At 74.6% G+C, this 20,711-nt stretch carries 23 protein-coding genes, 2 tRNA genes and 1 other RNA gene; 11 read left to right on the top strand and 15 right to left on the bottom strand.

Features of this window, described 5'->3' with window-relative positions; translation table 11 throughout:
• Nucleotides 1-191: 191 nt before the first annotated feature.
• The 3 genes from murA to leuC form a co-directional block, all read right to left on the bottom strand.
• On the bottom strand, nt 192-1,508 hold the full coding sequence (gene murA, locus G6556_RS01285) for a UDP-N-acetylglucosamine 1-carboxyvinyltransferase (protein WP_166937887.1): 1,317 nt from the start codon (nt 1,506-1,508) through the stop codon (nt 192-194).
• Nucleotides 1,509-1,664: 156 nt separating this feature from the next.
• Complete coding sequence (gene leuD, locus G6556_RS01290; protein ID WP_166937889.1) at nt 1,665-2,330, bottom strand: 3-isopropylmalate dehydratase small subunit; 666 nt, start codon at nt 2,328-2,330, stop codon at nt 1,665-1,667.
• Between the two features lie 44 nt (nt 2,331-2,374).
• Complete coding sequence (gene leuC / locus G6556_RS01295) at nt 2,375-3,826, bottom strand: 3-isopropylmalate dehydratase large subunit (RefSeq protein ID WP_166937891.1); 1,452 nt, start codon at nt 3,824-3,826, stop codon at nt 2,375-2,377.
• A 97-nt stretch (nt 3,827-3,923) separates the two neighbouring features.
• On the opposite strand from leuC, the gene G6556_RS01300 reads away from it, so the two are divergent.
• On the top strand, nt 3,924-4,643 hold the full coding sequence (locus G6556_RS01300) for an IclR family transcriptional regulator (RefSeq protein WP_154728344.1): 720 nt from the start codon (nt 3,924-3,926) through the stop codon (nt 4,641-4,643).
• A 223-nt stretch (nt 4,644-4,866) separates the two neighbouring features.
• Here the strand turns inward: G6556_RS01300 and G6556_RS01305 are convergent.
• Nucleotides 4,867-4,939 (bottom strand) — tRNA-Glu (locus G6556_RS01305).
• Between the two features lie 102 nt (nt 4,940-5,041).
• A tRNA-Gln gene (locus tag G6556_RS01310) sits at nt 5,042-5,113 on the bottom strand.
• 257 nt (nt 5,114-5,370) lie between these two features.
• Between G6556_RS01310 and G6556_RS01315 the strand changes: the two genes are divergently transcribed.
• Complete coding sequence (locus tag G6556_RS01315) at nt 5,371-6,234, top strand: class I SAM-dependent methyltransferase (protein ID WP_166937893.1); 864 nt, start codon at nt 5,371-5,373, stop codon at nt 6,232-6,234.
• A 76-nt stretch (nt 6,235-6,310) separates the two neighbouring features.
• Here G6556_RS01315 and G6556_RS01320 read toward each other — a convergent pair whose 3' ends face one another.
• From G6556_RS01320 to G6556_RS01335, 4 genes are read right to left on the bottom strand one after another with little or no spacing between them, the layout of a single operon-like run.
• Nucleotides 6,311-7,069: an HAD family hydrolase gene (locus G6556_RS01320; protein ID WP_346774653.1), complete on the bottom strand. Its 759-nt coding sequence runs from the start codon at nt 7,067-7,069 to the stop codon at nt 6,311-6,313.
• On the bottom strand, nt 7,066-8,571 hold the full coding sequence (gene gltX / locus G6556_RS01325; protein WP_166937895.1) for a glutamate--tRNA ligase: 1,506 nt from the start codon (nt 8,569-8,571) through the stop codon (nt 7,066-7,068). The genes G6556_RS01320 and gltX overlap by 4 nt, the downstream gene beginning before the upstream one ends.
• Before the next feature lie 57 nt (nt 8,572-8,628).
• Nucleotides 8,629-9,411: a fumarylacetoacetate hydrolase family protein gene (locus G6556_RS01330; RefSeq protein ID WP_166937897.1), complete on the bottom strand. Its 783-nt coding sequence runs from the start codon at nt 9,409-9,411 to the stop codon at nt 8,629-8,631.
• Between the two features lie 14 nt (nt 9,412-9,425).
• Nucleotides 9,426-10,247, bottom strand: coding sequence for a methyltransferase domain-containing protein (locus G6556_RS01335; protein WP_166937899.1), 822 nt, complete (start codon nt 10,245-10,247; stop codon nt 9,426-9,428).
• A gap of 135 nt (nt 10,248-10,382) precedes the next feature.
• On the opposite strand from G6556_RS01335, the gene G6556_RS01340 reads away from it, so the two are divergent.
• The 3 genes from G6556_RS01340 (at nt 10,383) to G6556_RS01350 (ending at nt 13,353) form a co-directional block, all read left to right on the top strand.
• Complete coding sequence (locus G6556_RS01340) at nt 10,383-11,444, top strand: heparan-alpha-glucosaminide N-acetyltransferase domain-containing protein (RefSeq protein WP_166937901.1); 1,062 nt, start codon at nt 10,383-10,385, stop codon at nt 11,442-11,444.
• Between the two features lie 108 nt (nt 11,445-11,552).
• Nucleotides 11,553-12,893, top strand: coding sequence for an ABC transporter substrate-binding protein (locus tag G6556_RS01345; RefSeq protein WP_166937903.1), 1,341 nt, complete (start codon nt 11,553-11,555; stop codon nt 12,891-12,893).
• Between the two features lie 13 nt (nt 12,894-12,906).
• Nucleotides 12,907-13,353: a GNAT family N-acetyltransferase gene (locus G6556_RS01350; protein WP_166937905.1), complete on the top strand. Its 447-nt coding sequence runs from the start codon at nt 12,907-12,909 to the stop codon at nt 13,351-13,353.
• 27 nt (nt 13,354-13,380) lie between these two features.
• Here G6556_RS01350 and G6556_RS01355 read toward each other — a convergent pair whose 3' ends face one another.
• Nucleotides 13,381-13,767, bottom strand: a complete 387-nt coding sequence (locus G6556_RS01355) for a VOC family protein (RefSeq protein ID WP_166937907.1) — start codon at nt 13,765-13,767, stop codon at nt 13,381-13,383.
• A 46-nt stretch (nt 13,768-13,813) separates the two neighbouring features.
• Between G6556_RS01355 and G6556_RS01360 the strand changes: the two genes are divergently transcribed.
• The gene (locus tag G6556_RS01360) at nt 13,814-14,263 is read left to right on the top strand and encodes a MarR family transcriptional regulator (protein ID WP_166937910.1); all 450 of its coding nucleotides are present in this window, start codon (nt 13,814-13,816) and stop codon (nt 14,261-14,263) included.
• A gap of 90 nt (nt 14,264-14,353) precedes the next feature.
• Here G6556_RS01360 and G6556_RS01365 read toward each other — a convergent pair whose 3' ends face one another.
• Nucleotides 14,354-14,734 (bottom strand): helix-turn-helix domain-containing protein, encoded by a 381-nt coding sequence (locus G6556_RS01365; RefSeq protein WP_346774654.1) that lies wholly within the window; start codon nt 14,732-14,734, stop codon nt 14,354-14,356.
• A gap of 79 nt (nt 14,735-14,813) precedes the next feature.
• Between G6556_RS01365 and G6556_RS01370 the strand changes: the two genes are divergently transcribed.
• Complete coding sequence (locus G6556_RS01370) at nt 14,814-15,218, top strand: RidA family protein (RefSeq protein WP_166937912.1); 405 nt, start codon at nt 14,814-14,816, stop codon at nt 15,216-15,218.
• Nucleotides 15,219-15,398: 180 nt separating this feature from the next.
• On the opposite strand, the gene ssrA is transcribed toward G6556_RS01370, so the two are convergent.
• Nucleotides 15,399-15,765, bottom strand: a transfer-messenger RNA (tmRNA) gene (gene ssrA / locus G6556_RS01375).
• A gap of 261 nt (nt 15,766-16,026) precedes the next feature.
• Here ssrA and G6556_RS01380 point away from each other — a divergent pair.
• Entirely contained in the window at nt 16,027-16,554 is a 528-nt protein-coding gene (locus G6556_RS01380) for a DUF6328 family protein (RefSeq protein ID WP_166937914.1), read from the top strand.
• Nucleotides 16,555-16,560: 6 nt separating this feature from the next.
• Here the strand turns inward: G6556_RS01380 and G6556_RS19050 are convergent, their stop codons facing one another.
• On the bottom strand, nt 16,561-17,382 hold the full coding sequence (locus G6556_RS19050; RefSeq protein WP_205692860.1) for a TetR/AcrR family transcriptional regulator: 822 nt from the start codon (nt 17,380-17,382) through the stop codon (nt 16,561-16,563).
• Nucleotides 17,383-17,580: 198 nt separating this feature from the next.
• Here G6556_RS19050 and G6556_RS01390 point away from each other — a divergent pair, with 198 nt between their 5' ends.
• The 3 genes from G6556_RS01390 to G6556_RS01400 all read left to right on the top strand — a co-directional run bounded on the left by G6556_RS01390 (nt 17,581) and on the right by G6556_RS01400 (nt 20,110).
• On the top strand, nt 17,581-18,564 hold the full coding sequence (locus G6556_RS01390; RefSeq protein ID WP_166937916.1) for an ABC transporter ATP-binding protein: 984 nt from the start codon (nt 17,581-17,583) through the stop codon (nt 18,562-18,564).
• Nucleotides 18,561-19,295: an ABC transporter permease gene (locus tag G6556_RS01395; protein ID WP_166937918.1), complete on the top strand. Its 735-nt coding sequence runs from the start codon at nt 18,561-18,563 to the stop codon at nt 19,293-19,295. Before G6556_RS01390 ends, G6556_RS01395 begins: the two co-directional genes overlap by 4 nt.
• Nucleotides 19,296-19,357: 62 nt before the next feature.
• Complete coding sequence (locus tag G6556_RS01400; RefSeq protein ID WP_166937920.1) at nt 19,358-20,110, top strand: histidine phosphatase family protein; 753 nt, start codon at nt 19,358-19,360, stop codon at nt 20,108-20,110.
• A gap of 6 nt (nt 20,111-20,116) precedes the next feature.
• Here G6556_RS01400 and G6556_RS01405 read toward each other — a convergent pair whose 3' ends face one another.
• Nucleotides 20,117-20,374, bottom strand: coding sequence for a type II toxin-antitoxin system RelE/ParE family toxin (locus G6556_RS01405; RefSeq protein ID WP_166937922.1), 258 nt, complete (start codon nt 20,372-20,374; stop codon nt 20,117-20,119).
• Nucleotides 20,371-20,619 carry a type II toxin-antitoxin system Phd/YefM family antitoxin gene (locus G6556_RS01410; protein ID WP_166937924.1) on the bottom strand — a complete coding sequence of 83 codons (249 nt, stop codon included), beginning with the start codon at nt 20,617-20,619 and terminating at the stop codon, nt 20,371-20,373. Before G6556_RS01410 ends, G6556_RS01405 begins: the two co-directional genes overlap by 4 nt.
• Nucleotides 20,620-20,711: the final 92 nt, after the last annotated feature.

Consider the following 20,711-nt stretch of genomic DNA (forward strand, 5'->3'; position numbering starts at 1 on the left):
CGGTGGCTCCTTCGCCATCGGGGCCAGGGGGCGGCGGCTGTGCACCACCCGGCCGTCTACAACGGATAACCGTCACTCATGTGTAGCGAAGACGTTCCTCCGTTGTAAACCCCATCTCGCGCGCCCTGGGGACGACGACGCCCGCCCGGCAGCGGGGCCGGGCGGGCGTGCGGGCCGCGTGCGCGGCGGCGTCAGTCGCGGTCGAACTTGGCGCCGAGCGCCTCGAGCTTCGCGGTGAAGTTCTCGTAGCCCCGGTCGATCAGGCTGATCCCGCGCACCGCCGACGTGCCCTGCGCGGTCAGCGCCGCGATCAGGTGGCTGAACCCGCCGCGCAGGTCCGGGACCTCGATGTCGGCGGCGGTCAGCGGCGTCGGGCCGGAGATCACCGCGGAGTGCGAGAAGTTCCGCTGCCCGAACCGGCACGGCCGGCCGCCCAGGCACTCCTTGTAGACCTGGATGGTCGCGCCCATGCCGCGCAGCGCGTCGGTGAACCCGAACCGGTTCTCGTACACCGTCTCGTGCACGATCGACAGACCCTTGGCCTGGGTCAGCGCGACGACCAGCGGCTGCTGCCAGTCGGTCATGAAGCCGGGGTGCACGTCGGTCTCCAGCACGATCGACGACAGGTCGCCGCCGGGGTGGAAGAACCGGATGCCCTCGTCGTCGATCGCGAACTCGCCGCCCACCTTGCGGAAGGTGTTGAGGAACGCCGTCATCTCCGGCTGGGTCGCGCCGCGGACGTACACGTCGCCGCCGGTGGCCAGCGCGGCCGACGCCCAGGACGCCGCCTCGATCCGGTCGGCGAGCGCGGTGTGCTGGAAGCCCACGAGCCGGTCGACGCCCTCGATCCGGATGACCCGGTCGGTGTCGACCGAGATGATCGCGCCCATCTTCTGCAGGACGTTGATCAGGTCCATGATCTCGGGCTCGATCGCCGCGTTCGTGAGCTCGGTCATGCCCTCGGCGCGCACGGCGGTCAGCAGCAGCTGCTCGGTGGCGCCGACGCTCGGGTACGGCAGCGTGATCTTCGTGCCCTGGAGCCGGCGCGGCGCGCGGATGTGGATGCCGTTCTCGCGCTTGTCCACCACGGCGCCGAACTGCCGCAGGATGTCCAGGTGGTAGTTGATCGGCCGGTCGCCGATCCGGCAGCCGCCCAGGTCGGGGATGAACGCCTCGCCGAGCCGGTGCAGCAGCGGGCCGCAGAACAGGATCGGGATGCGGCTGGACCCGGCGTGCGCGTCGATGTCGGCCACGTGCGCGGACTCGACGTCGGTCGGGTCGAGGCGCAGGACGCCGCCCTCGGCGTCCGCGTCGACCCGCACGCCGTGCAGCTCCAGCAGGCCGGTGACGACGCCGACGTCGCGGATCTGCGGGACGTTCCGCAGCTCGCTCGGGGTCTCGCCCAGCAGGGACGCCACCATCGCCTTGGAGACGAAGTTCTTGGCGCCCCGCACGGTGATCTCGCCCGAGAGGGGCGTGCCGCCGTGGACGTAGAGGAGATCGGTCATCCCCCCATGGTGGCGCACGCCGCGACGGCGGCACGCACCCGCGCCGTGCGTCCCGCACAGCGCGCGCCAAACCTCCACATATGGGACGCCCGGGCCGCGCAGGATGCTGCGCGGCCCGGGCGAGGTCCCGGGGGCCGGCGGTCCGGCCGGCGCGGCTCAGAGGCCGGGGCGCCGCCCCAGGCTCAGCTCGACCGGACGGGCGGCCTTGATCTCCACCGGCGGCAGGTGCTTGGCCGGCAGGGTCTTCGGACGCCAGGCGTCGCGCGTGGCCTCGAACGCCGTGATCTCGTCCTCGTGCTGCAGGGTGAGGCCGATGTCGTCCAGGCCCTCCATGAGGCGCCAGCGGGTGTAGTCGTCGATCTGGAACGGCACCACGACGTCGTCGCAGGTGACCGTCTTCGTCTCCAGGTCGACGGTCACCTCGGTGCCGGGGGCGGTCTCGAGGACCTTCCAGATGAGCTCGACGTCCTCCTGCGCCAGCTGGGCCGCGACGAGGCCCTGCTTGCCGGAGTTGCCGCGGAAGATGTCCGCGAACCGGGAGGCCAGGACGACCTTGAAGCCGTAGTCCTTGAGCGCCCACACGGCGTGCTCGCGGGACGAGCCGGTGCCGAAGTCCGGGCCGGCCACGAGGACCGAGCCGGTGCGGTAGGCGTCCTGGTTCAGGACGAACGACGGGTCGTTCCGCCACGCCGCGAACAGCGCGTCCTCGAAGCCCGTGCGGGTGACGCGCTTGAGGTACACGGCCGGGATGATCTGGTCGGTGTCGACGTTGCTGCGGCGCAGCGGGACGCCGACGCCGGTGTGCTGGGTGAACTTCTCCATGAGGGCTCTCGTTCCTGGTGTCGTGGGGGCGTCGGGCGGCGGGCTCAGGCCGGCTGGAGGTCCAGCGGCGAGCCGTCCGGGACGGCGACGTCCGGGCCCAGGTCGGAGACGGAGGACAGCGTGCCGCGGATGGCCGTGGCCGCCGCGACCAGCGGGGACACCAGGTGGGTGCGCCCGCCCTTGCCCTGCCGGCCCTCGAAGTTGCGGTTCGACGTCGACGCCGACCGCTCCCCCGGGGCGAGCTGGTCCGGGTTCATGCCCAGGCACATGGAGCAGCCGGCGTTGCGCCACTCCGCCCCGAAGTCCAGGAAGATCTTGTCCAGGCCCTCGGCCTCTGCCTGCAGCCGCACGCGCGCGGACGACGGCACGACGAGGACGCGCAGCGAGTCCGCCTTCTTCTGGCCCTGCATGAGCTTCGCGGCCGCCCGCAGGTCCTCGATCCGGCCGTTGGTGCAGGAGCCGATGAACACCGTGTCGACCGCGATCTCGCGCAGCGGCTGGCCCGGCGTCAGACCCATGTACTCGATGGCGCGCTCGGCGGCGACCCGCTCGTTGGCGTCGGCGATCTCCTCCGGCACCGGCACGGAGCCCGAGAGCGGCAGGCCCTGGCCCGGGTTGGTGCCCCAGGTGACGAACGGCTCCAGGTCGGCGGCCTCGAGGACGACCGCGGCGTCGAAGGTCGCGTCGTCGTCGCTGCGCAGCGTCTCCCAGTACGCCACCGCGGCGTCCCAGTCGGCACCCTCGGGGGCGTGCGGACGGCCCTTGAGGTAGTCGAAGGTCGTCTGGTCGGGGGCGATCATGCCGGCGCGCGCGCCCGCCTCGATCGACATGTTGCAGATCGTCATGCGGCCCTCCATCGAGAGGGACCGGATGGCCTCGCCGCGGTACTCCAGGACGTAGCCCTGGCCGCCGCCGGTGCCGATCTTCGCGATGACGGCCAGGATGATGTCCTTCGCCGTCGCGCCGATCGGCAGGGCGCCGTTGACCGTGATCGCCATCGTCTTGAACGGCGCCAGCGGCAGGGTCTGGGTGGCGAGGACGTGCTCGACCTCGGACGTGCCGATGCCGAACGCCAGCGCGCCGAACGCGCCGTGCGTGGACGTGTGCGAGTCGCCGCAGACGACCGTCAGGCCCGGCATCGTCAGGCCGAGCTGCGGGCCGACCTGGTGCACGATGCCCTGGTCCGCGTCGCCGAGGGAGTGCAGCCGGACGCCGAACTCCTTCGCGTTGTTCCGCAGGGTGTCGATCTGCGTGCGCGACGTCGCGTCGGCGATCGGCAGGTCGATGTCCAGCGTCGGGGTGTTGTGGTCCTCGGTGGCGAGCGTGAGGTCCGGGCGGCGGACCGGGCGGCCGGCGAGCCGGAGACCCTCGAACGCCTGGGGGCTGGTGACCTCGTGCACGAGGTGCAGGTCGATGTAGAGCAGATCGGGCGCGCCGTCGGCGCCGCGCCGCACGATGTGGTTCTCCCACACCTTCTCCGCCAGTGTGCCGGCCATGTTCGGGCGTCCTCTCGTCCGTCGGTCGGTGGGGGCCGACCGGGGTCCTTCTCGGTGCCGACTTGCGTCTCAGTGTGCGAGACGGCAATATCGACCTATGGACAACTCTAGCGGAGTCGGCGTGCTGGACAAGGCCGCCTCGGTCCTCAACGCCCTCGAGGCCGGACCCGCCACCCTCGCGCAGCTGGTCAACGCCACCCATCTTGCCCGCCCGACGGCCCACCGGCTGGCCGTCGCGCTCGAGCACCACCGCCTGGTGGGGCGCGACATGCAGGGCCGGTTCGTCCTGGGTCCGCGGCTGACCGAGCTCGCCAGCGCCGCCGGCGAGGACCGGCTGCTCGCCGCCGCGGGCCCCGTCCTCGCGGCCTTGCGCGACCACACCGGCGAGAGCGCGCAGCTCTACCGCCGCCAGGGCGACCAGCGCATCTGCGTCGCCGCCGCCGAGCGGCCCATCGGCCTGCGCGACTCGATCCCCGTGGGCGCCACGCTCACGATGGCCGCCGGGTCCGCCGCGCAGATCCTGCTCGCCTGGGAGGAGCCCGACCGGCTGCACCGCGGCCTGCAGGGCGCCAAGTTCACCGCCACGATCCTGTCCGGCGTCCGCCGCCGCGGCTGGGCGCAGTCCGTGTCCGAGCGCGAGGTCGGCGTCGCGTCCGTCTCGGCCCCCGTCCGCGGGCAGTCGGGGCGCGTCGTCGCCGCGGTGTCCATCTCCGGCCCCGTGGAGCGGCTGAGCCGCCAGCCCGGGCGCCTGCACGCCGCCGCGGTCGTCTCCGCCGCGAACCGCCTCACGGAGGTCCTCCGCCGCACCGCGGAGTGACCCCGCGCGCCGCGAGGCCGCCACTCCCCCGGGGGTGGCGGCCTCGCGCGCGTCCGGCGGACCCGGCGGGCCCGGCGCGTCCGGCGAGTTCGGTAGTGCGTGCGCGAGTTCGGCATCTCGGGGTGCCGAACTGGACACCCGACTGCCGAACTCGGCGCGGGGCGCGACCGCACCCGGACAGCAGAAAGGCCGGCCGCCTGATGGCGACCGGCCTTTCTCGATGTACCCCCAAGGGGATTCGAACCCCTGTTACCGCCGTGAGAGGGCGGCGTCCTAGGCCACTAGACGATGGGGGCCTAGTTGATCTGACCACCGGAGCGGCTTGACCGGGTCTTACTGTACTGCATCCTGCTCGGCCTCTTCAAATCGGCCTTTCCGGGCCGTTCTGCGATGCCTTGCTGGGGTACCAGGACTCGAACCTAGACTAAGTGAACCAGAATCACTCGTGCTGCCAATTACACCATACCCCAATGGCACTTCCGGACATTCCTCCGGTCCCGCAACCAGCGCCGACCGGCGCACGGGGCGCCGGAGAGAGCGGGTTGGAGGACCGGCGTCGTGGACGCCGTGCCGACCGAGAACATTACCGGAGGAAGCGCCGCGCTCCAAACCGGCCGTCGGCGACGCGCGTCACAGCCACGGCCGCCCTCGCCGCGCGCCCCCGCCCGCTGCCCGCGGCCAGGCCCGGCGCTCGGCGGCTGCCGCGTCCCGGTGGCAGGCTGGCCTCGTGGAGCACGCCCGCCCGAGCCACGTCCCCGTCCCGCCGGACGAGCCCGCCGGCACCCCGCCGGCCGGACCTCCCGGCACCCCGCCGGACGAGCCCGCCGCCGACGCGCAGCCAGTCCCGCTCGCCACCCGCGCCGCCTCGTTCGGCCCCGCCGCCGCGCTCTACCAGGCCGCGCGCCCCACGTACCCGGACGAGGCGGTGGCCTGGTGCGTGCCCGCGGACGCGCTCGACCTGGTCGACCTCGCGGCGGGCACGGGCAAGCTGACGGAGCGTCTCGTGGCGCAGGGGGTCCCCGGGCGGCGCGTGACGGCCGTGGAGCCCTCCCCGGGCATGCGCGACGCCCTGGCGGCGTCCCTGCCGGGCGTGACGGTCCTCGCGGGGTCGGCGGAGCGCACGGGGCTGCCGGACGCGTCGGCGGACGCGGTCACGGTCGGTCAGGCGTGGCACTGGTTCGACGAGGCGGCCGCCGCGACGGAGCTGGCCCGGGTGCTGCGCCCGGGCGGGGTGCTCGCGGTGGTGTGGAACGTCCGGGACACCGAGGCCGGGCCGGACTGGCTGGCGGCGTACGAGGAGATCGTGCACCGCGGCGACCCGGCCCCGCCGCACGGCGGACACGCGCCCGCGCTCGGCGCCGCGTTCGGGCCGGTGGAGCACCGGGCGTTCCGGTGGGCCGACGAGGTCCGCCCGGCGGCGCTGCGGGACCTCGCGGCGTCCCGGTCGCACCTGCTGACGCTCCCGGACGACGCGCGCGAGGCGCTGCTCGCCGAGATCGACGACCTCGTCGGCACGCACCCGGACCTGCGGGGCCGCGACGTCGCGCCGCTGCCCTACCGGACGGACTGCTTCCGCGCGGCCCGGCGCTGATCCGGGCGCGCGGCCCGGCACCGCATCGGACGCGCCCCCGGCACCACGCCGGGCGCGCGCCCCCGCTACCGCGCCGTCAGAGCCCCAGCACCCCCGGCAGCTCGTCCAGCGACGTGATCACGACGTCGGCCGGCACCGCCTCGGTGTCGTTCGCGTGCTTCGCCCCGAGGTGCGGCCGCGCGAGCCACACGCCCCGCAGGCCCGCCGCGGTCGCGGCGCGCGCGTCGACGTCCAGCTCGTCGCCGACGTAGGCCGTGCGCTCCGGCGAGGTCCCCAGCCGGCGGCAGGCCTCGGCGAACACCCGCGGGTCGGGCTTGCCGAACCCGAGGGTGTCGACGCCGACCAGCAGCGGCACGTCGTCGGCGAGGCCGGCGCGGGTGAGCTTGCGGACCTGGTACTCGGTGGCGGCGTTGGTCAGCGCGCCGACCTTGATCCCGGCGTCGAGGAGCCGGCGCACCACGCCCGCGGCGTCGGCGTGCGCCGCCCACGAGCCGGTGAACCGCTCCTCGAACAGGTCGTTCCACCGGTCGTAGGCGTCGTCGTCCAGCACCGGCCCGCCGAAGGCCGCGTGCAGGTCGTTGGCCCGGCCCATCCGCTGCTCGCGGTAGGACACCTCGCCGCGGGTGTAGCGGCGGTACCGGCCCTCGGCGTCGGCGCGCCAGTGGTCGAGCACCTCGGTGTCGCGCGCGGGGTCGAGCCCCGGCAGCCACTCCCGGGAGACGGCGGTCAGCGCGTGCGCGAACGCGCCGTGCGTGTCGACCAGGGTGTCGTCGACGTCGAACAGCACGCCGTCGACGGCGCGCTCCCCCGCCGGCCCCGCCACCCCGGCCGTCACAGCGACGCGCGCAGCGCGGCGATCCGGGCGAGCGTCGACGCCCGGCCCAGGATCTCCAGCGACTCGAACAGCGGCGGCGACACCCGGCGCCCGGACACCGCCACGCGCAGCGGCGTGAACGCGAACCGCGGCTTGATGCCCAGCCCGTCCACCAGCGCGGACTGCAGGGCGTCCTGGGTGGCCAGGGTGGTGAACCCGTCCTCGGGCAGCGCGGACAGCGCCTCGGTGGCGGCGTCGAGCACCTGGGCGGCGGTGTCCTTCAGCGCGCCGCGGGCGTCGTCCTCGACCACGAGGTCGTCGTCGGCGGTGAACAGGAAGCCGAGCATCCCGACGACCTCGCCCAGCAGGGTCACGCGGGTCTGGATCAGCGGCGCCCCGGCGTCGAGCAGCGCGCGGTGCTCCGACGAGAGGTCGGCGTAGGAGTCGGCGGGCACGAGGCCCGCGCGGTGCAGGTAGGGCACCAGCCGGTCCCGGAAGTCCTCGGGGGCGAGCAGCCGGACGTGCTCGGCGTTGATCGCCTCGGCCTTCTTGAGGTCGAACCGCGCGGGGTTGGGGTTCACGTCGGCGACGTCGAACGCCTCGACGAGCTCGGCGACCGAGAAGATGTCGCGGTCGGGACCGATGGACCAGCCGAGCAGCGACAGGTAGTTCAGCAGGCCCTCGGGGGTGAACCCGCGCTCCCGGTGCAGGAACAGGTTCGACTCGGGGTCGCGCTTGGAGAGCTTCTTGTTGCCCTCGCCCATGACGTACGGCAGGTGGCCGAACTCCGGCAGGACGGTGGCGACGCCGATCGCGAGCAGCGCCCGGTACAGCACGACCTGGCGCGGGGTGGAGGACAGCAGGTCCTCGCCGCGGAGCACGTGCGTGATGCCCATGAGGGCGTCGTCGACCGGGTTGACCAGCGTGTACAGCGGGTGCCCGTTGCCGCGGACGATCACGAAGTCCGGCACGGACCCGGCCTTGAACGTGACGTCGCCACGGACGAGGTCGGTGAACGTGACGTCCTCGTCGGGCATCCGCAGACGCAGCACGGGCTCGCGGCCCTCGGCGCGGTAGGCGGCCTTCTGCTCCTCGGTGAGGTCGCGGTCGAAGCCGTCGTAGCCGAGCTTGGGGTCGCGGCCCGCGGCGCGGTGCCGGGCCTCGACCTCCTCCGGCGTGGTGAACGACTCGTAGGCGTACCCGCCCTCGACCAGCCGGCGCGCGACGTCGGCGTACAGGTCCATGCGCTGCGACTGCCGGTACGGCTCGTGCGGGCCGCCCACCTCGACGCCCTCGTCCCAGTCCAGGCCGAGCCAGCGCAGCGCGTCGAGCAGCTGCTGGTACGACTCCTCGGAGTCGCGCGCCGGGTCGGTGTCCTCGATCCGGAACACGAACGTGCCGCCGAGGTGCCGCGCGTACGCCCAGTTGAACAGGGCGGTGCGGATCAGGCCGACGTGCGGCGTACCGGTCGGGGACGGGCAGAAGCGGACGCGCACCGGCGTCGCGGGGGCAGCAGCACTCACGCGCTCCACCCTAGCGAGCGCGGCGGGCCTCCCCCGCCGCGCCCGTGCCCCGCGACGTCAGGACCGGCGCAGCACCGGGTTGCGCAGCGTGCCGATCTCCTCGACCTCGACCTCGACGACGTCCCGCTCGGACAGCAGGCCGACGCCGGCCGGGGTGCCGGTGAGGATGATGTCGCCGGGCAGCAGCGTGAACACCTCGGAGATGTACGAGATCAGGTACGCGACGTCGAACACCATCTGCGACGTCCGGCCGTCCTGCTTGGCCTCGCCGTTCACCCGGGACCGCACGGCCAGGTCGTCGACCTCGAGGCCCGGCACGACCCACGGGCCGATCGGGCAGGACGAGTCGAAGCCCTTGGCGCGGGTCCACTGCGAGTCGGACCGCTGGGCGTCGCGCGCGGTGACGTCGTTGGCGACGGTGTAGCCGAACACCTTGCTCAGCGCGTGCTCGGGCGAGACGTCCTTGGTGACCTTGCCGATGACGACGGCGAGCTCGGCCTCGTACGAGACCTCCTCGGTCCAGTCGGGCAGCACGATCGGGTCGTCCGGGCCGACGACGGCCGTGTTGGGCTTGAGGAACAGCAGCGGCGACGCCGGCACCTCGTTGCCCATCTCGGTCGCGTGGTCGACGTAGTTCCGGCCGACGCCGATGATCTTGGACCGCGGGATCACCGGGGCGAGCAGCCGGACGCCGTCGCCGAGCGGGATCCGCTCGCCGGTGGGCTGCACCGGGGTGTAGATCGGGTCGCCGCTGATGACGACGAGCTGCTCCTGACCCGGCTCCCCCTCCACGAGGGCGTAGCGGGGGTCGTCTCCGGTGGTGAACCTGGCGATGCGCACGGCCCCACCCTAGGTCAGACGCGGGCGAGGACCTCGCCGTGCAGCACCGCGAACCAGCCGTCCGGGGCGGTGCCCCACTCGCGCCAACCGGCGGCGAGCTGCTCGAGGCCCACCTCGTCGGCGAGCCCGTGCTCGACGGCCTGCCGGGCGAAGTCCGACACGACGCAGCGCTCGGCCCACAGGTCGGCCCACCACGCGCGGTCCTCGTCGGTGGCGTAGCTCCACACGCCGGCGGTCGGGACCAGGCCGTCGGGGTCGAACCCGGCGGCGAGCGCCCAGGAGTGCAGGCGGCGGCCGGCGTCGGCCTCGGCGCCGTTGGCCTGGGTGACCTCGTGGTAGAGCGCGGACCACTCGTCCAGGACGGGCGACGCGGGGAACCAGGTCATGCCGGAGTAGTCCGCGTCCCGCACGGCGACGACGCCGCCGGGGCGGGTCACGCGGCGCAGCTCGCGCAGCGCGGCGACCGGGTCGGTGAGGTGCTGCAGCACCTGGTGCGCGTGCACGACGTCGAAGGACGCGTCGGCGAACGGCAGCGCGTAGGCGTCACCGACCTGGAAGGTCACGTTGTCCGCGCCCGCCTTCGCCGCCTCCTCGCGGGCGAGCTCCAGCACCTTCTCCGACCGGTCGAGGCCGACGACGGCACCGGGCGCCACCCGCGCGGCGAGGTCGACGGTCACCGTGCCGGGGCCGCAGCCCACGTCGAGCAGGGACTGCCCGGGCTGCAGGGCCGGCAGCAGGTAGGCCGCCGAGTTCTCCGCGGTGCGCCACCGGTGGGAGCGCAGCACGCTGTCGTGGTGGCCGTGGGTGTAGACGTCGGCCTGGTGCGTGTCGGTCACGCCCCCGACGGTAGCCCGGTGGCGGGACCGCGTTCCAGCGAGCGGTACGTCCCGTCCCGAGGCGCGAGACGAAGCGGCGGCACCGGCGAGCCGGGGCAGCACTCCGGCCGGCGCGGCCCCGGCTAGCGTGGCGCCATGCAGCGGATCACCGGGGTGGACGTCGCCCGCGGCCTGGCGGTGCTCGGCATGCTCACGGCGCACGTCGGGCCGGGCGGTCCCGAGGACCCGTGGCCCTGGTCGCTCGCCCAGGTGGTCGACGGCCGGTCCGCCGCGCTGTTCGTGCTGCTGTCCGGGATCTCGGTCGCGCTGATCTCCGGCGGGTCGACGCCCGTGTCCGGGGTCCGCCGGGTGCAGGCGCGCGCCAAGATCCTGGTCCGGGCGTTCGCCGTCCTCGCCATCGGGGTCGTGGTCATCCTGCTCGGCACGCCGATCGCGGTGATCCTGCCCACCTACGCCGTGCTGTTCGCCTGCGCGACACCGCTGCTGGGCGCGTCGCCGCGGCGGCTGCTGGGCGGGGCGGTCGCCGTCGCGGCGTTCGGCCCGCTGCTGCACCTCGCGCTCCAGCCCGTGCTCGCACGGCTGCCGGGCCGCGAGCTCACCGACCTGCTGGTCGGCGACTACTACCCGGCGGTCGTCTGGTTCGCGTACGTCCTGGTCGGGCTCGCCGTCGGGCGGACGGACCTGCGGGACCGACGCGTGCGGCTGCGGCTGCTCGGTGCCGGGGTGGCGCTGGCGGTGGTGGCGCACGCGGCGTCGGCGCTGCTGACGCGGACGCTCGCCGGCGACCCGACGCTCGTCGCGCTCGTGACGACCGAGCCGCACTCCTCGTCCGGCCTGGAGGTGGTCGCGAACACCGGCGTCGGCCTCGCGGTGCTCGCGCTGTGCCTGCTCGTCGCCGACGCGGTGCCCGCGCTGGTCGCGCCGCTGGCCGCCACCGGGGCGCTCGCGCTCACCGCGTACACGGCGCAGCTGGTCGCGATCGCCGCGCTCGGCGACGCCGTGGTCTGGCAGCCCGACGCCGGGACCTGGCTCGCGTTCCTCGCGGTCACGGTGCTCGCGTGCTGGCTGTGGCGCGCGGCGTTCGGGCGGGGCCCGCTCGAGCGGCTGCTGCACACGCTGGCGGCGCGCGCGGCGGACGTGTCGCCGGACGAGCTCCCGCCGCGGGACCCGGTGCCGGCGGCACGCGACCTGCGCTGACCGCCGCCGTCCGCGACGCGGCGCCCGACCGCGAGCGCCGCGCGTAGCGTGCACGGCGACGGACCGGCGGACGACGCCCGACGCCCGGCCCCGGAGCGGGAGGCGACGATGAGGCAGCGCCGCACGCTCGCCCTCGCCGCGACGCTGCTCGTCGCGTCCGCCGCCGCGTGCACCGGGTCGACCGGGCCGGGGCCGACCGGGCCCGCGTCGACCGCGCCGACCCGGTCGACGGCGTCCGAGCTGGACGGCGCCTCCGTCGCGGTCCTCGGCCTGTGGAGCGGCCCCGAGCACGACGCGTTCGCGACGGTCGCCGGGGCGTGGGAGGACGCCACCGGCGCGACCGTCGACTGGACCGGGTCGCGCGACCTCACCGGCGACCTGACCGCGGCGGTCGCGGCGGGCGAGCCGCCCGACGTCGCCGTGCTGCCGAACCCGGGCCTGCTGCGCGACCTCGTCGCCGACGGGGTCCTGCTGCCGCTCGACGACCTGCTCGACCCGGAGGTCGTCGCCCGGGACTACCCGCCGGCGTGGACGGACCTCGGCACCGTCGACGGCGCCCTGTACGCGCTCCCGGTCAAGGCCACCGACCGGTCGACGGTCTGGTACTCCCCCGCGGCGTTCGAGGCCGCCGGGTGGTCCGTCCCCGCGACCTGGGACGACTTCGTCACGTGGGCGGACGCGGCGGCGGCGCAGGGCCGGACGCCGCTGTCAGTCGTCGCACCGCGCGGTCCGGGCAGCGGCTGGGCACTGACGGACTGGATCGCGTCGCTGGTGCTCGGCTCGTGCGGGCCGGACCGCTACGACGCGTGGGTCGCGGCCGAGGTGCCGTGGACGGACGCCTGCGTCCGGCGGTCGTTCGACCGGTTCCTGACGCTCGTGACGGCTCCCGGCCGGGTGGTCGGCGGGACGCGGGGCATCCTGACCACCGGCGACGCGGAGGGCGCGCTGCCCGTCCTCGCCGACCCGCCGGAGGCGTACGCCTACCCCATGGCGTCCTTCGCGCAGGCGTTCATCACGGACGCGCACCCGGAGCTCACTCCGGGTGCGGGCTACGACTGGTTCCCGTTCCCGCCCGTCGACCTCGCCCTGGCGGGTGCCACCACGGTCGGCGCGGACCTGGTCGTCGCGCTGCGCGACACCCCGGCGTCCCGGTCGTTCCTCGCGTACCTGACGGGCGCGGACGCCCAGGCGCGGTGGGCCGGGCTCGGCGGGTACGCCTCGGTCAACCGGGGCGTCCCCGCCTCGGCGTACCCGGACGCCGTGGCGCGGTCGGTGGTCGAGCACCTGACCGGCGCGGAGGTCGTGCGGTTCGGGGCCGGCGACGCGATGCCCGCCCCGGTCCAGGCGGCGTGGAGCGCGGCGATGCTCGCGCTGGTCCAGGACCCGGGCGCGCTGGACGGGGTGCTGGCGTCGCTGACGGATGCGGCCGCGGCGGCCTCGACCGGCTGAGTACGCTGCGCCGATGGCCACCGTCACCCCGCTCACCGAGGACGACCGCGCCGCCTGGCGCACGCTGTGGGACGGGTACCTGACGTTCTACGCGACCACCCTCGACGAGGCCACGACCGCCGCGACGTTCGCCCGGCTCGTGGACCCGGCGTCGGGGATGCACGGCGCGCTCGCCCGGGACGACACCGGCGCCGCGGTCGGCCTGGTCCACTGGCTCACCCACCCGGCGACCTGGTCGACCGCGAGCTACTGCTACCTGGAGGACCTGTTCGTCGCCGCGGACGGGCGCGGCGCGGGCGCCGGCCGGGCGCTCGTCGAGCACGTCCGCGACTGGGCGGAGCGCCACGGGTCGGCGAAGGTGTACTGGCTCACCGCCGAGTCGAACGCCACGGCCCGGGCGCTGTACGACCGGGTCGCCACGCGGTCCGGGATGATCCACTACCAGATCCCGCTCGGCTGACCTCCCCCGCGGCGCCCCGCCCTGCGGTCAGGCCCGCGAGTGGATCGTGACCACGTAGCCGTCGGGGTCGCGGAACGCGAACGTCGTCCCGAACGGGCCGTCGGCCGGCTCCTGGACGATCGGCACCCCCGCCTCGACCAGCCGCGCGTGCCGCGCCGCCGCCTCCGGGTCGTGGAACCACACGCCGACGCCGGCGCCGAGCTGCCCGGCGGCGTCGAGGTCGACGCCCGGGAGCGGCTCCCGCACCGCGAACGCGGTGCCGCCGCCGCGGGAGAACACCACGGCCTGCGGGTTCGGGGCGGGCAGGCGAGTGAGGCCGACGAGACGCTCGTAGAACTCGGCGGAGGCGGCCAGGTCGCGGACCTGGAAGGAGACGAAGTCGGGGCCGGACGTGCCAGCGGGTGCGGTGCTCATGTCAAGATCCTGACACTGCGTCCCGGGGATGTGTCAAGATGCTGACATGGACGACGCCGCAGCAGACGACGACGCCCGGCTCGCGAAGGAGCTCGGCATCCTCCTCAAGGCGACGCAGGCCGCCCTGCACCAGCGCATGGACGAGGTGCTACGACCACTCGGGCTGACCGTGTCGCAGTACGCGTGCCTCAGCACGCTGCACGCGCAGCCCGGGATCACCGGCTCGGAGCTCGCCCGGCGGACGTTCGTCTCCCGGCAGTCCATGAACGTGCTGATCCGGGGGCTGGAGCGGCAGGGGCTGGTCGAGCGCGCCGAGGAGCCCGGCCCCCGGCGCGAGCGGGCCACCGTGCCGACCCCGGCCGGCAGCCGCGCGCTCGACGCGGCGGAGACGCGCGTCGCCGAGGTCACGGCCCGGATGCTCGGCGGGCTGGACCCCGGGCAGCGCGCGGCCCTGCAGGACGGCCTGGTCGCGAGCCGGGACGCGCTGCTCGGCTGACCGGTGACGCGCGAGAGCCCCGCCCCCGGCGTGGGGACGGGCCTCATGCGGGACAGCACGGCCGAGGCGCGGTGCTCACGATCGCCGACGTCAGTCCTCGTCGAGCCGGTCGAACGCGTCCCGCGCCGCGTCGACAGCTGCCATGTTCGCCGTCGTCCACGCGAGCAGCGCGTCCACCGGCTCGCGCAGCGTCTTGCCGAGCGGGGTGATGCGGTACTCGACCGCGACGGGCCGCAGGCCGGTCACCTTCCGCTCGACGATGCCGTTGCGCTCCAGCCGGCGCAGCGTGGCGGTGAGCGACTTGGCAGTGACGGCGGGGATGGCGCGTCGCAGCTCGTTGAACCGCGAGGGGCGCTCGCAGAGCTCCTCGAGGACCAGGAGCGACCAGGTGTCGAGCACCTGGTCGAGGAGCTCACGGTGGGACATCCCGACGCGCAGCGGGGTCGTCGGGGCCGGGGTGGTTGCGTGCACGACACCTAGTCTCGTTGAAGTGCCCTGCGTGCACCAGGTATCCATGAGCAACCAACCGATCGATCCCGGAGGAACACTCATGGCCGTGCAGCTGCTCAACCCCGACGGACTCGGCACCGAGGTGCCGTACCGCCACGTCGCCGTCAGCCGGGGCACGCGCCAGGTGCACGTGGCCGGTCAGATCGGCGCCGGCTCGCCCGAGGCGCCCGGGGACCTCGCCGACCAGGTGGCCGAGGCCCTCCGCAACGTCGGCCGCGGCCTCGCGGGCGCCGGGGCGACGTTCGCCGACGTCGTCCGGTTGACCTGCTACGTCACGCAGTGGGAGGGGTCGCACCAGCTGCCGGAGTTCCTCGCCGGGGTGGACCGCGTGCGCGGCGAGCTCGGGATCGGCGACGCCCTCCCCCCTGCGTCGCTGATCGGCGTTCAGACCCTGTTCGAGCCGCACGTGCGGTTCGAGGTCGAGGCGACCGCCGTGCTCGACTGACGGCTCTCGCAGGTGAGATGGCCTGCCTCACCTGTCGCGCCAGCGGCCAGCACGCACCGTGTGCAGCAGCGCCCACAAACCACGAGGAGGGGCCGCCGCGCAAGCGGCGACCCCTCCTCGGGAGACACGTCAGTGTCGTCGTCAACGGCGTCGAGGCGTCAGGCACTCCTCGAATCCGACTGGTGGAGGTGGCGGGAATCGAACCCGCGTCCGATGACGTGGAACCAGGGCTTCTCCGGGCGCAGTCTGCTGCGCTTTTCTCGGCCCCCACCATCACGCAGACGAGTGGTGGACAGGCTCAGTCACCTGAAAGTCCCCGCAGCCCCGGTGACGAGGACTGCGAGCAGTGGCTCCCTAGATGACGCCAGGATCTGAGACGGAAGCTAGCTCAGGCTGACGGACTTCGAGGCTCGCTCAGGCGGCGAGGGCGAAGTCGGTGCGCTTGTTATCGGCACCTATGGGTTTACACGGAGCGTTTACGAGATAACCGTGTGTCCTCGGCCCGCTTCTCCTGGCTCGACGATCACCGTCGAAACCGATCACCCCCATGTGGAGTTGTCAATCGCCGCGCCCCTCGCCCGGTCGCCCTCGCGGGCCCCCGGCCGCCGGCCGCAGCAGGTCCAGCATACGGGTGCAACGCCGCACCCCGCACCGTGATTCCCGCCGCCCGCCCCGGCGCACCGCACGACCGGCGGACGCCGGAGCCCGGCCCCCGACCTCGACCTGCGGGCCGCGAGCGCCCACGGCACCATCGGATCCTGACCGCCGCCGAGGACCAGGGCGGCGCGCACCGCGCGAAGGACCGACCATGCCGCAGCACCGCACCGAGGCCTCCCGACCCGAGGACCGCGACGCCGACCCCCGCGACGGCCGCAACGAGACGGCCACGGAGCGGATGGACCGGAACTGGAACGAGCTGCTCCAGGAGCTCCGGGTCGCCCAGACGGGCGTGCAGATCCTGACCGGGTTCCTGCTGACCGTGCCGTTCCAGCAGCGGTTCCTCGACCTGGACGCCTACCAGAAGACCGTCTACCTGGTGCTGGTGGTGCTCGCGGTGACCGCGACGGGGTTCATCGTCGCGCCGGTGTCGCTGCACCGGATCCTGTTCCGGCGCCACCTGAAGCGGGAGCTCGTCGACTCGGCGGACCGGATGGCGCAGGCGGGCCTGGCGACGCTCGCGCTGGTGCTGGCGGGCTCGGCGCTGCTGCTGTTCGACGTCGTCGTCGGGCGGTCGGCGGGCTGGGTCGCCGGGGGTGCCGCGCTCGTCGGGCTCCTGGTGGTGTGGCTCGTGCTGCCGCTGCGCCTGTCGCACCGGGCCGGGCGCGAGACGGGCTGACGGCGCTCAGCCGGGCGAGCCCCGGAGCAGCCGCGCGATGACCCGCGAGCCGGCGGCGGGCGAGGCGTGCGGCGAGCCCGTGACGGCCCCGAGCAGCAGCGCGATGTTCGAGACGCTGACCACCGCGAGCGCCGTGTCCCAGTCCGCCTCGGCCGGTTCGGGCTCCCCGGGGTGCCGCGCTCGCGCCACCTGGTCCGCCAGCTCCGCGAAGCCCTCCTCGAAGAACGCGCCGATCTCCGCGCGCGCCTCGGGGTGCCGGACGGCGAAGGACAGGATCTCGAGCGCGAGCAGCAGCTGGGTCTCGTCCGCCATGCCGTGCAGCGCGGCCGAGAGGCCCTGCTCCAGGTCGTCGTCGCCCAGGTCGGGCAGGACCGGCTGGGTGGGGGCGGCCGCGATCTGCCGCCGCGCGACCTCGAGGAACAGCTCGTGCTTGGACCCGAAGTGCGCGTACACGGCGCCCTTGGTGTACCCGGCGTCGGCGGCGATGTCCCCGAGCGACGCCCCCTCGTAGCCCTGCCGGGCGAAGGCCCGCGCGGCGGCGTCGAGCAGCTCGGAGCGGGTGCGGCCGGCACGCTCGGCGCGGCGCTCGTCGGCGCGTCCGCCCCCGCCGCGCCGCCCGACGCTCTCCGAGGCGTCGGCGAGCCCGCGGGACGCCTCGCGCAGGCTGGCGGCGACCGCGTCGGACACCTCCGGCACGACGGACTGCACCTGCTTGCCGATGAGGCGGGTGAGCGCGGCCGTGGCGTCCGCGAGCGCCCGGGTCGCGGCGCCGATCGAGTCGTCCCCGGTGCCGCCCTCGGCGGTCTGGTCGTCCTGCCTGCGCGCCATGCCGGTCATCCTAGCCACGCTCGGGTACCGGCCGGTATGTCGCGCACCCGCACGCCCCCGTCACCTCGCCCACCTGCGCCGACGCGGCACAATGCACATGAGATACCCACTGGTATCTGACGACTCGATGCTGCTACGTTCCCGAACATACCCGGCGGTACGTGACCGTCCGGGACCGGCGAACGAGGGAGTGCGGCGATGGGTGCAGCGGGGGTGCTGACCGTCCGCGGGCTGCGGAAGCGGTACGGCGGGCGCGGCGGCGTGCAGGCGAACGACGGGATCGACCTGGACGTGGCGGCCGGCCAGGTGGTCGGGCTGCTCGGCCACAACGGGGCCGGCAAGACGACGCTGGTGAAGCAGGTGGTCGGGCTGGTCCGCCCCGACGCGGGCACCATCCACCTGGACGGCGTCGACGCGGTGGCGCAGCCGGCCGAGGCGCGGCGCCGCACCTGCATCCAGGCGCAGGCGAACGTCCCGATCACGGGCCTGACGCCGCGGCGGGCGATCGAGCTCGTCGGGCGCATCCGGGGGGCCGAGCGCGGTGCCGTGCGGGCGCAGACCGACGCGCTGCTCGACGACCTGGACCTGCGCCCGTGGGCCGACACCCCGGCGGAGAAGGTGTCCGGAGGCATCGCGCGGCTGACCGCCTTCGCGATGACCGTGGTCGCGCCGGGCCGCCTGGTGGTGCTGGACGAGCCGACCAACGACGTCGACCCCGTGCGCCGCCGGCTGCTCTGGGGCCGGATCCGCGCGCTCGCCGACGAGGGCCGCGCGGTGCTGCTGGTGACCCACAACGTGCGCGAGGCCGAGCGGGTGGTCGACCGGCTCGTCGTGCTGAACCGGGGCCGGGTGCTCGCCGACGACACGCCCGCGGGGCTCACCGCCCACCTGCAGGGCACGCTGACCGTCGAGGCCGACCTCTCCCCCGGCGCGCCGGAGGCCGGCTGGGGCTGGCACCCCGCGGTGCGCCCGGTCGCGAGCATGCGCGGCCGCGAGGTCGGCACCGTGCGCGCCGCCGACGCGGCCGAGGTCGTGCGGTGGGCGCAGGAGGAGGTCGCCGCGCACCGGCTCGAGCGGTACGCGCTGACACCGGCGTCGCTGGAGGACGTCTACGTCGACCTGGTCGGGCACGAGCAGCACGCCGGGCAGGCCGCCGGCGCGACGACGGGGGTGGCGGCATGAGCACCGTCCAGCAGACCCTGCTGCTCACCCAGTGGCAGTTCCGCCGGCAGGCGACCATGCTGCCGCTGCTCGTCGTCGTCCAGGTGTTCCTGGCCATCGCGACGATCCTCGGCTTCGGGCTGGTCATCGGCGACCCGCCGCCCGACCAGGCGCTCTACCTCGCGACCGGTGCCCCGACGATCACGCTGGTCATGGTCGGCCTGGTGATGACCCCGCAGATGCTGTCCCAGTCCCGCACCGAGGGCAGCCTCGACTGGATGCGCACCCTGCCGGTGCCGCGCGGCTCGTTCCTGGTCAGCGACCTGCTGGTCTGGACGCTGATCGCGCTGCCGGGCATGGTGCTGGGCGTCGTCACCGGCGTGCTCCGGTTCGCCGTGCACCTGTCACCCGCGCCGTGGCTGGTCCCGGCCACGCTCCTGGTGTCGCTCACAGCGGCGGCGGTCGGGTACGGCATGGCGTCGCTGCTCAGGCCGACGCTGGCGATGCTGATGACCCAGGTGCTCGTGTTCGTGGTCCTGCTGTTCACCCCCGTGAGCTACCCGGCCGACCGGATGCCGGGCTGGCTGCGGACGGCGCACGAGTGGTTGCCGTTCGAGCCCATGGCCCAGCTCGTCCGCTCCGGCCTGGCGAGCGACACCTTCTCGATGCCCGGCCGCTCGCTCGCCGTGCTGCTGGCCTGGTGCGCGGCGTCCGTGGCGGGTGCGACCTGGGCGCTGCGCCGGCGGGCGTAGGGGGTCCGCACGGTCCCGGACGCCGACGCGGGGGCGCCGGGACCGTGCCTAGGATCGCGGGCATGCCCTTCCTCGCGACGTCCGCCGGAGCGGCGGAGCACGGCCCGACGAGCAGCCTCGACGACGCGGCGGCCCCGGACGGCACCACGACGCTGTACCTCGTCCGGCACGGCCGCACCGAGTTCAACACCGCCCGGCTGCTGCAGGGCTGGTGCGACTCGCCGCTGACCGACGACGGCCTGGCCGGCGTGCGCGCCACCGCCCGCGTGCTGGCGGACCGGACCTTCGCCGCCGCGTACGCGAGCCCCCTGGGCCGCACGGTGGCGACGGCGCGCGAGCTGCTCGCCCCGCACCCCGGGGTCGCGCTCACCACCGACCCGGGCCTGCGGGAGATGCACTTCGGCGACCTGGAGGAGCGACCCGAGGCGGAGCTGCTGGCGCTCGGCGACCCCGCCGACCTGTTCGGCGGCATCCTCACCGGCACCTACCCCGGCTTCCCCGGCGCCGAGCGCACGTCGGACTACCTGGAGCGCGTCGCGGACGCGTTCGGCCGGATCGAGCGCGCGCACGCGGGCGGCGGCGACGTGCTGGTGGTCAGCCACGGCGTCACCCTGCTGGCCTACCTCGCGATGGCCGGCACCGTGCCGATGGAGCCGCTCGCCAACGCGAGCGTGTCGACGGTCCGCGTCGGCCCGGACGGCGAGCGCGAGGTGCGGACGTTCGGGTTCGACCCCGCGGCGCAGGGCGCCCCCGGGCTGCCGGTGCCCGGCACGGAGCAGCCGGTGCGGTCCCCGGAGCACCCCGACGGGGCGTGACCCGGCCTACCGCTCGTCCACCTCACGCCGGTGGCCGAGGGTCACCACGACGACCACGAGCACGCCGTCGTCCACGGTGTAGAGGATCCGGTAGTCGCCGACGCGCACCCGGTAACCGTCCCGGCCGCGCAGGGCACGCGCGCCCGGCGGGCGGGGATCCTGCGCGAGCAGCGCGATCGCCGCCTGGATCCGCGGGCGGTCCTGGTGGTCGACCTTCCGGAGCGCCCGCACCGCCGCCGGACGGATGTCGACCTGGTAGGTCACTCCCAGCCCAGGTCGGCCTTGACCTGCGCCCAGGGCAGGTCGTCACCCTCCTCGGCGACCGCGGCGTCGAACGCGGCCAGGTCCTCCTGCTCCTCCAGCGCCTCGCGCATCCGCTCGTACTCGGCCGCGCTGACGATGACGACCTCGGCGTGCCCGCGGCGCGCCACCACCACGGGTTCGTGCTGCGCGCGCTCGATGACGTCGGCGAAGTTCTTGCGGGCGTCCGCCACCCCGATGGTCGACATGCGGTCAACGTACAACTCGTCGATCGTCCTGTACACCGTCACGACCGCCGCACCCACCCCTGGCCGCGCCCGCCCGCGCCGAGCAGGATGGG

It is taken from the genome of Cellulomonas sp. IC4_254 (genome assembly GCF_011603975.1).
Lineage (GTDB): Bacteria > Actinomycetota > Actinomycetes > Actinomycetales > Cellulomonadaceae > Cellulomonas.

What these genes read in the sequence shown, in the direction of transcription:
- leuC (WP_166937891.1), bottom strand. Translation starts at nt 3,826, where the DNA reads ATGGCCGGCACACTGGCGGAGAAGGTGTGGGAGAACCACATCGTGCGG.
- leuD (WP_166937889.1), bottom strand. Translation starts at nt 2,330, where the DNA reads ATGGAGAAGTTCACCCAGCACACCGGCGTCGGCGTCCCGCTGCGCCGC.
- G6556_RS01345 (WP_166937903.1), top strand. Translation starts at nt 11,553, where the DNA reads ATGAGGCAGCGCCGCACGCTCGCCCTCGCCGCGACGCTGCTCGTCGCG.
- G6556_RS01360 (WP_166937910.1), top strand. Translation starts at nt 13,814, where the DNA reads ATGGACGACGCCGCAGCAGACGACGACGCCCGGCTCGCGAAGGAGCTC.
- G6556_RS01355 (WP_166937907.1), bottom strand. Translation starts at nt 13,767, where the DNA reads ATGAGCACCGCACCCGCTGGCACGTCCGGCCCCGACTTCGTCTCCTTC.
- G6556_RS01380 (WP_166937914.1), top strand. Translation starts at nt 16,027, where the DNA reads ATGCCGCAGCACCGCACCGAGGCCTCCCGACCCGAGGACCGCGACGCC.
- G6556_RS19050 (WP_205692860.1), bottom strand. Translation starts at nt 17,382, where the DNA reads ATGGCGCGCAGGCAGGACGACCAGACCGCCGAGGGCGGCACCGGGGAC.
- G6556_RS01390 (WP_166937916.1), top strand. Translation starts at nt 17,581, where the DNA reads ATGGGTGCAGCGGGGGTGCTGACCGTCCGCGGGCTGCGGAAGCGGTAC.
- G6556_RS01370 (WP_166937912.1), top strand. Translation starts at nt 14,814, where the DNA reads ATGGCCGTGCAGCTGCTCAACCCCGACGGACTCGGCACCGAGGTGCCG.
- murA (WP_166937887.1), bottom strand. Translation starts at nt 1,508, where the DNA reads ATGACCGATCTCCTCTACGTCCACGGCGGCACGCCCCTCTCGGGCGAG.
- G6556_RS01395 (WP_166937918.1), top strand. Translation starts at nt 18,561, where the DNA reads ATGAGCACCGTCCAGCAGACCCTGCTGCTCACCCAGTGGCAGTTCCGC.
- G6556_RS01400 (WP_166937920.1), top strand. Translation starts at nt 19,358, where the DNA reads ATGCCCTTCCTCGCGACGTCCGCCGGAGCGGCGGAGCACGGCCCGACG.
- G6556_RS01410 (WP_166937924.1), bottom strand. Translation starts at nt 20,619, where the DNA reads ATGTCGACCATCGGGGTGGCGGACGCCCGCAAGAACTTCGCCGACGTC.
- G6556_RS01350 (WP_166937905.1), top strand. Translation starts at nt 12,907, where the DNA reads ATGGCCACCGTCACCCCGCTCACCGAGGACGACCGCGCCGCCTGGCGC.
- G6556_RS01340 (WP_166937901.1), top strand. Translation starts at nt 10,383, where the DNA reads ATGCAGCGGATCACCGGGGTGGACGTCGCCCGCGGCCTGGCGGTGCTC.
- G6556_RS01300 (WP_154728344.1), top strand. Translation starts at nt 3,924, where the DNA reads ATGGACAACTCTAGCGGAGTCGGCGTGCTGGACAAGGCCGCCTCGGTC.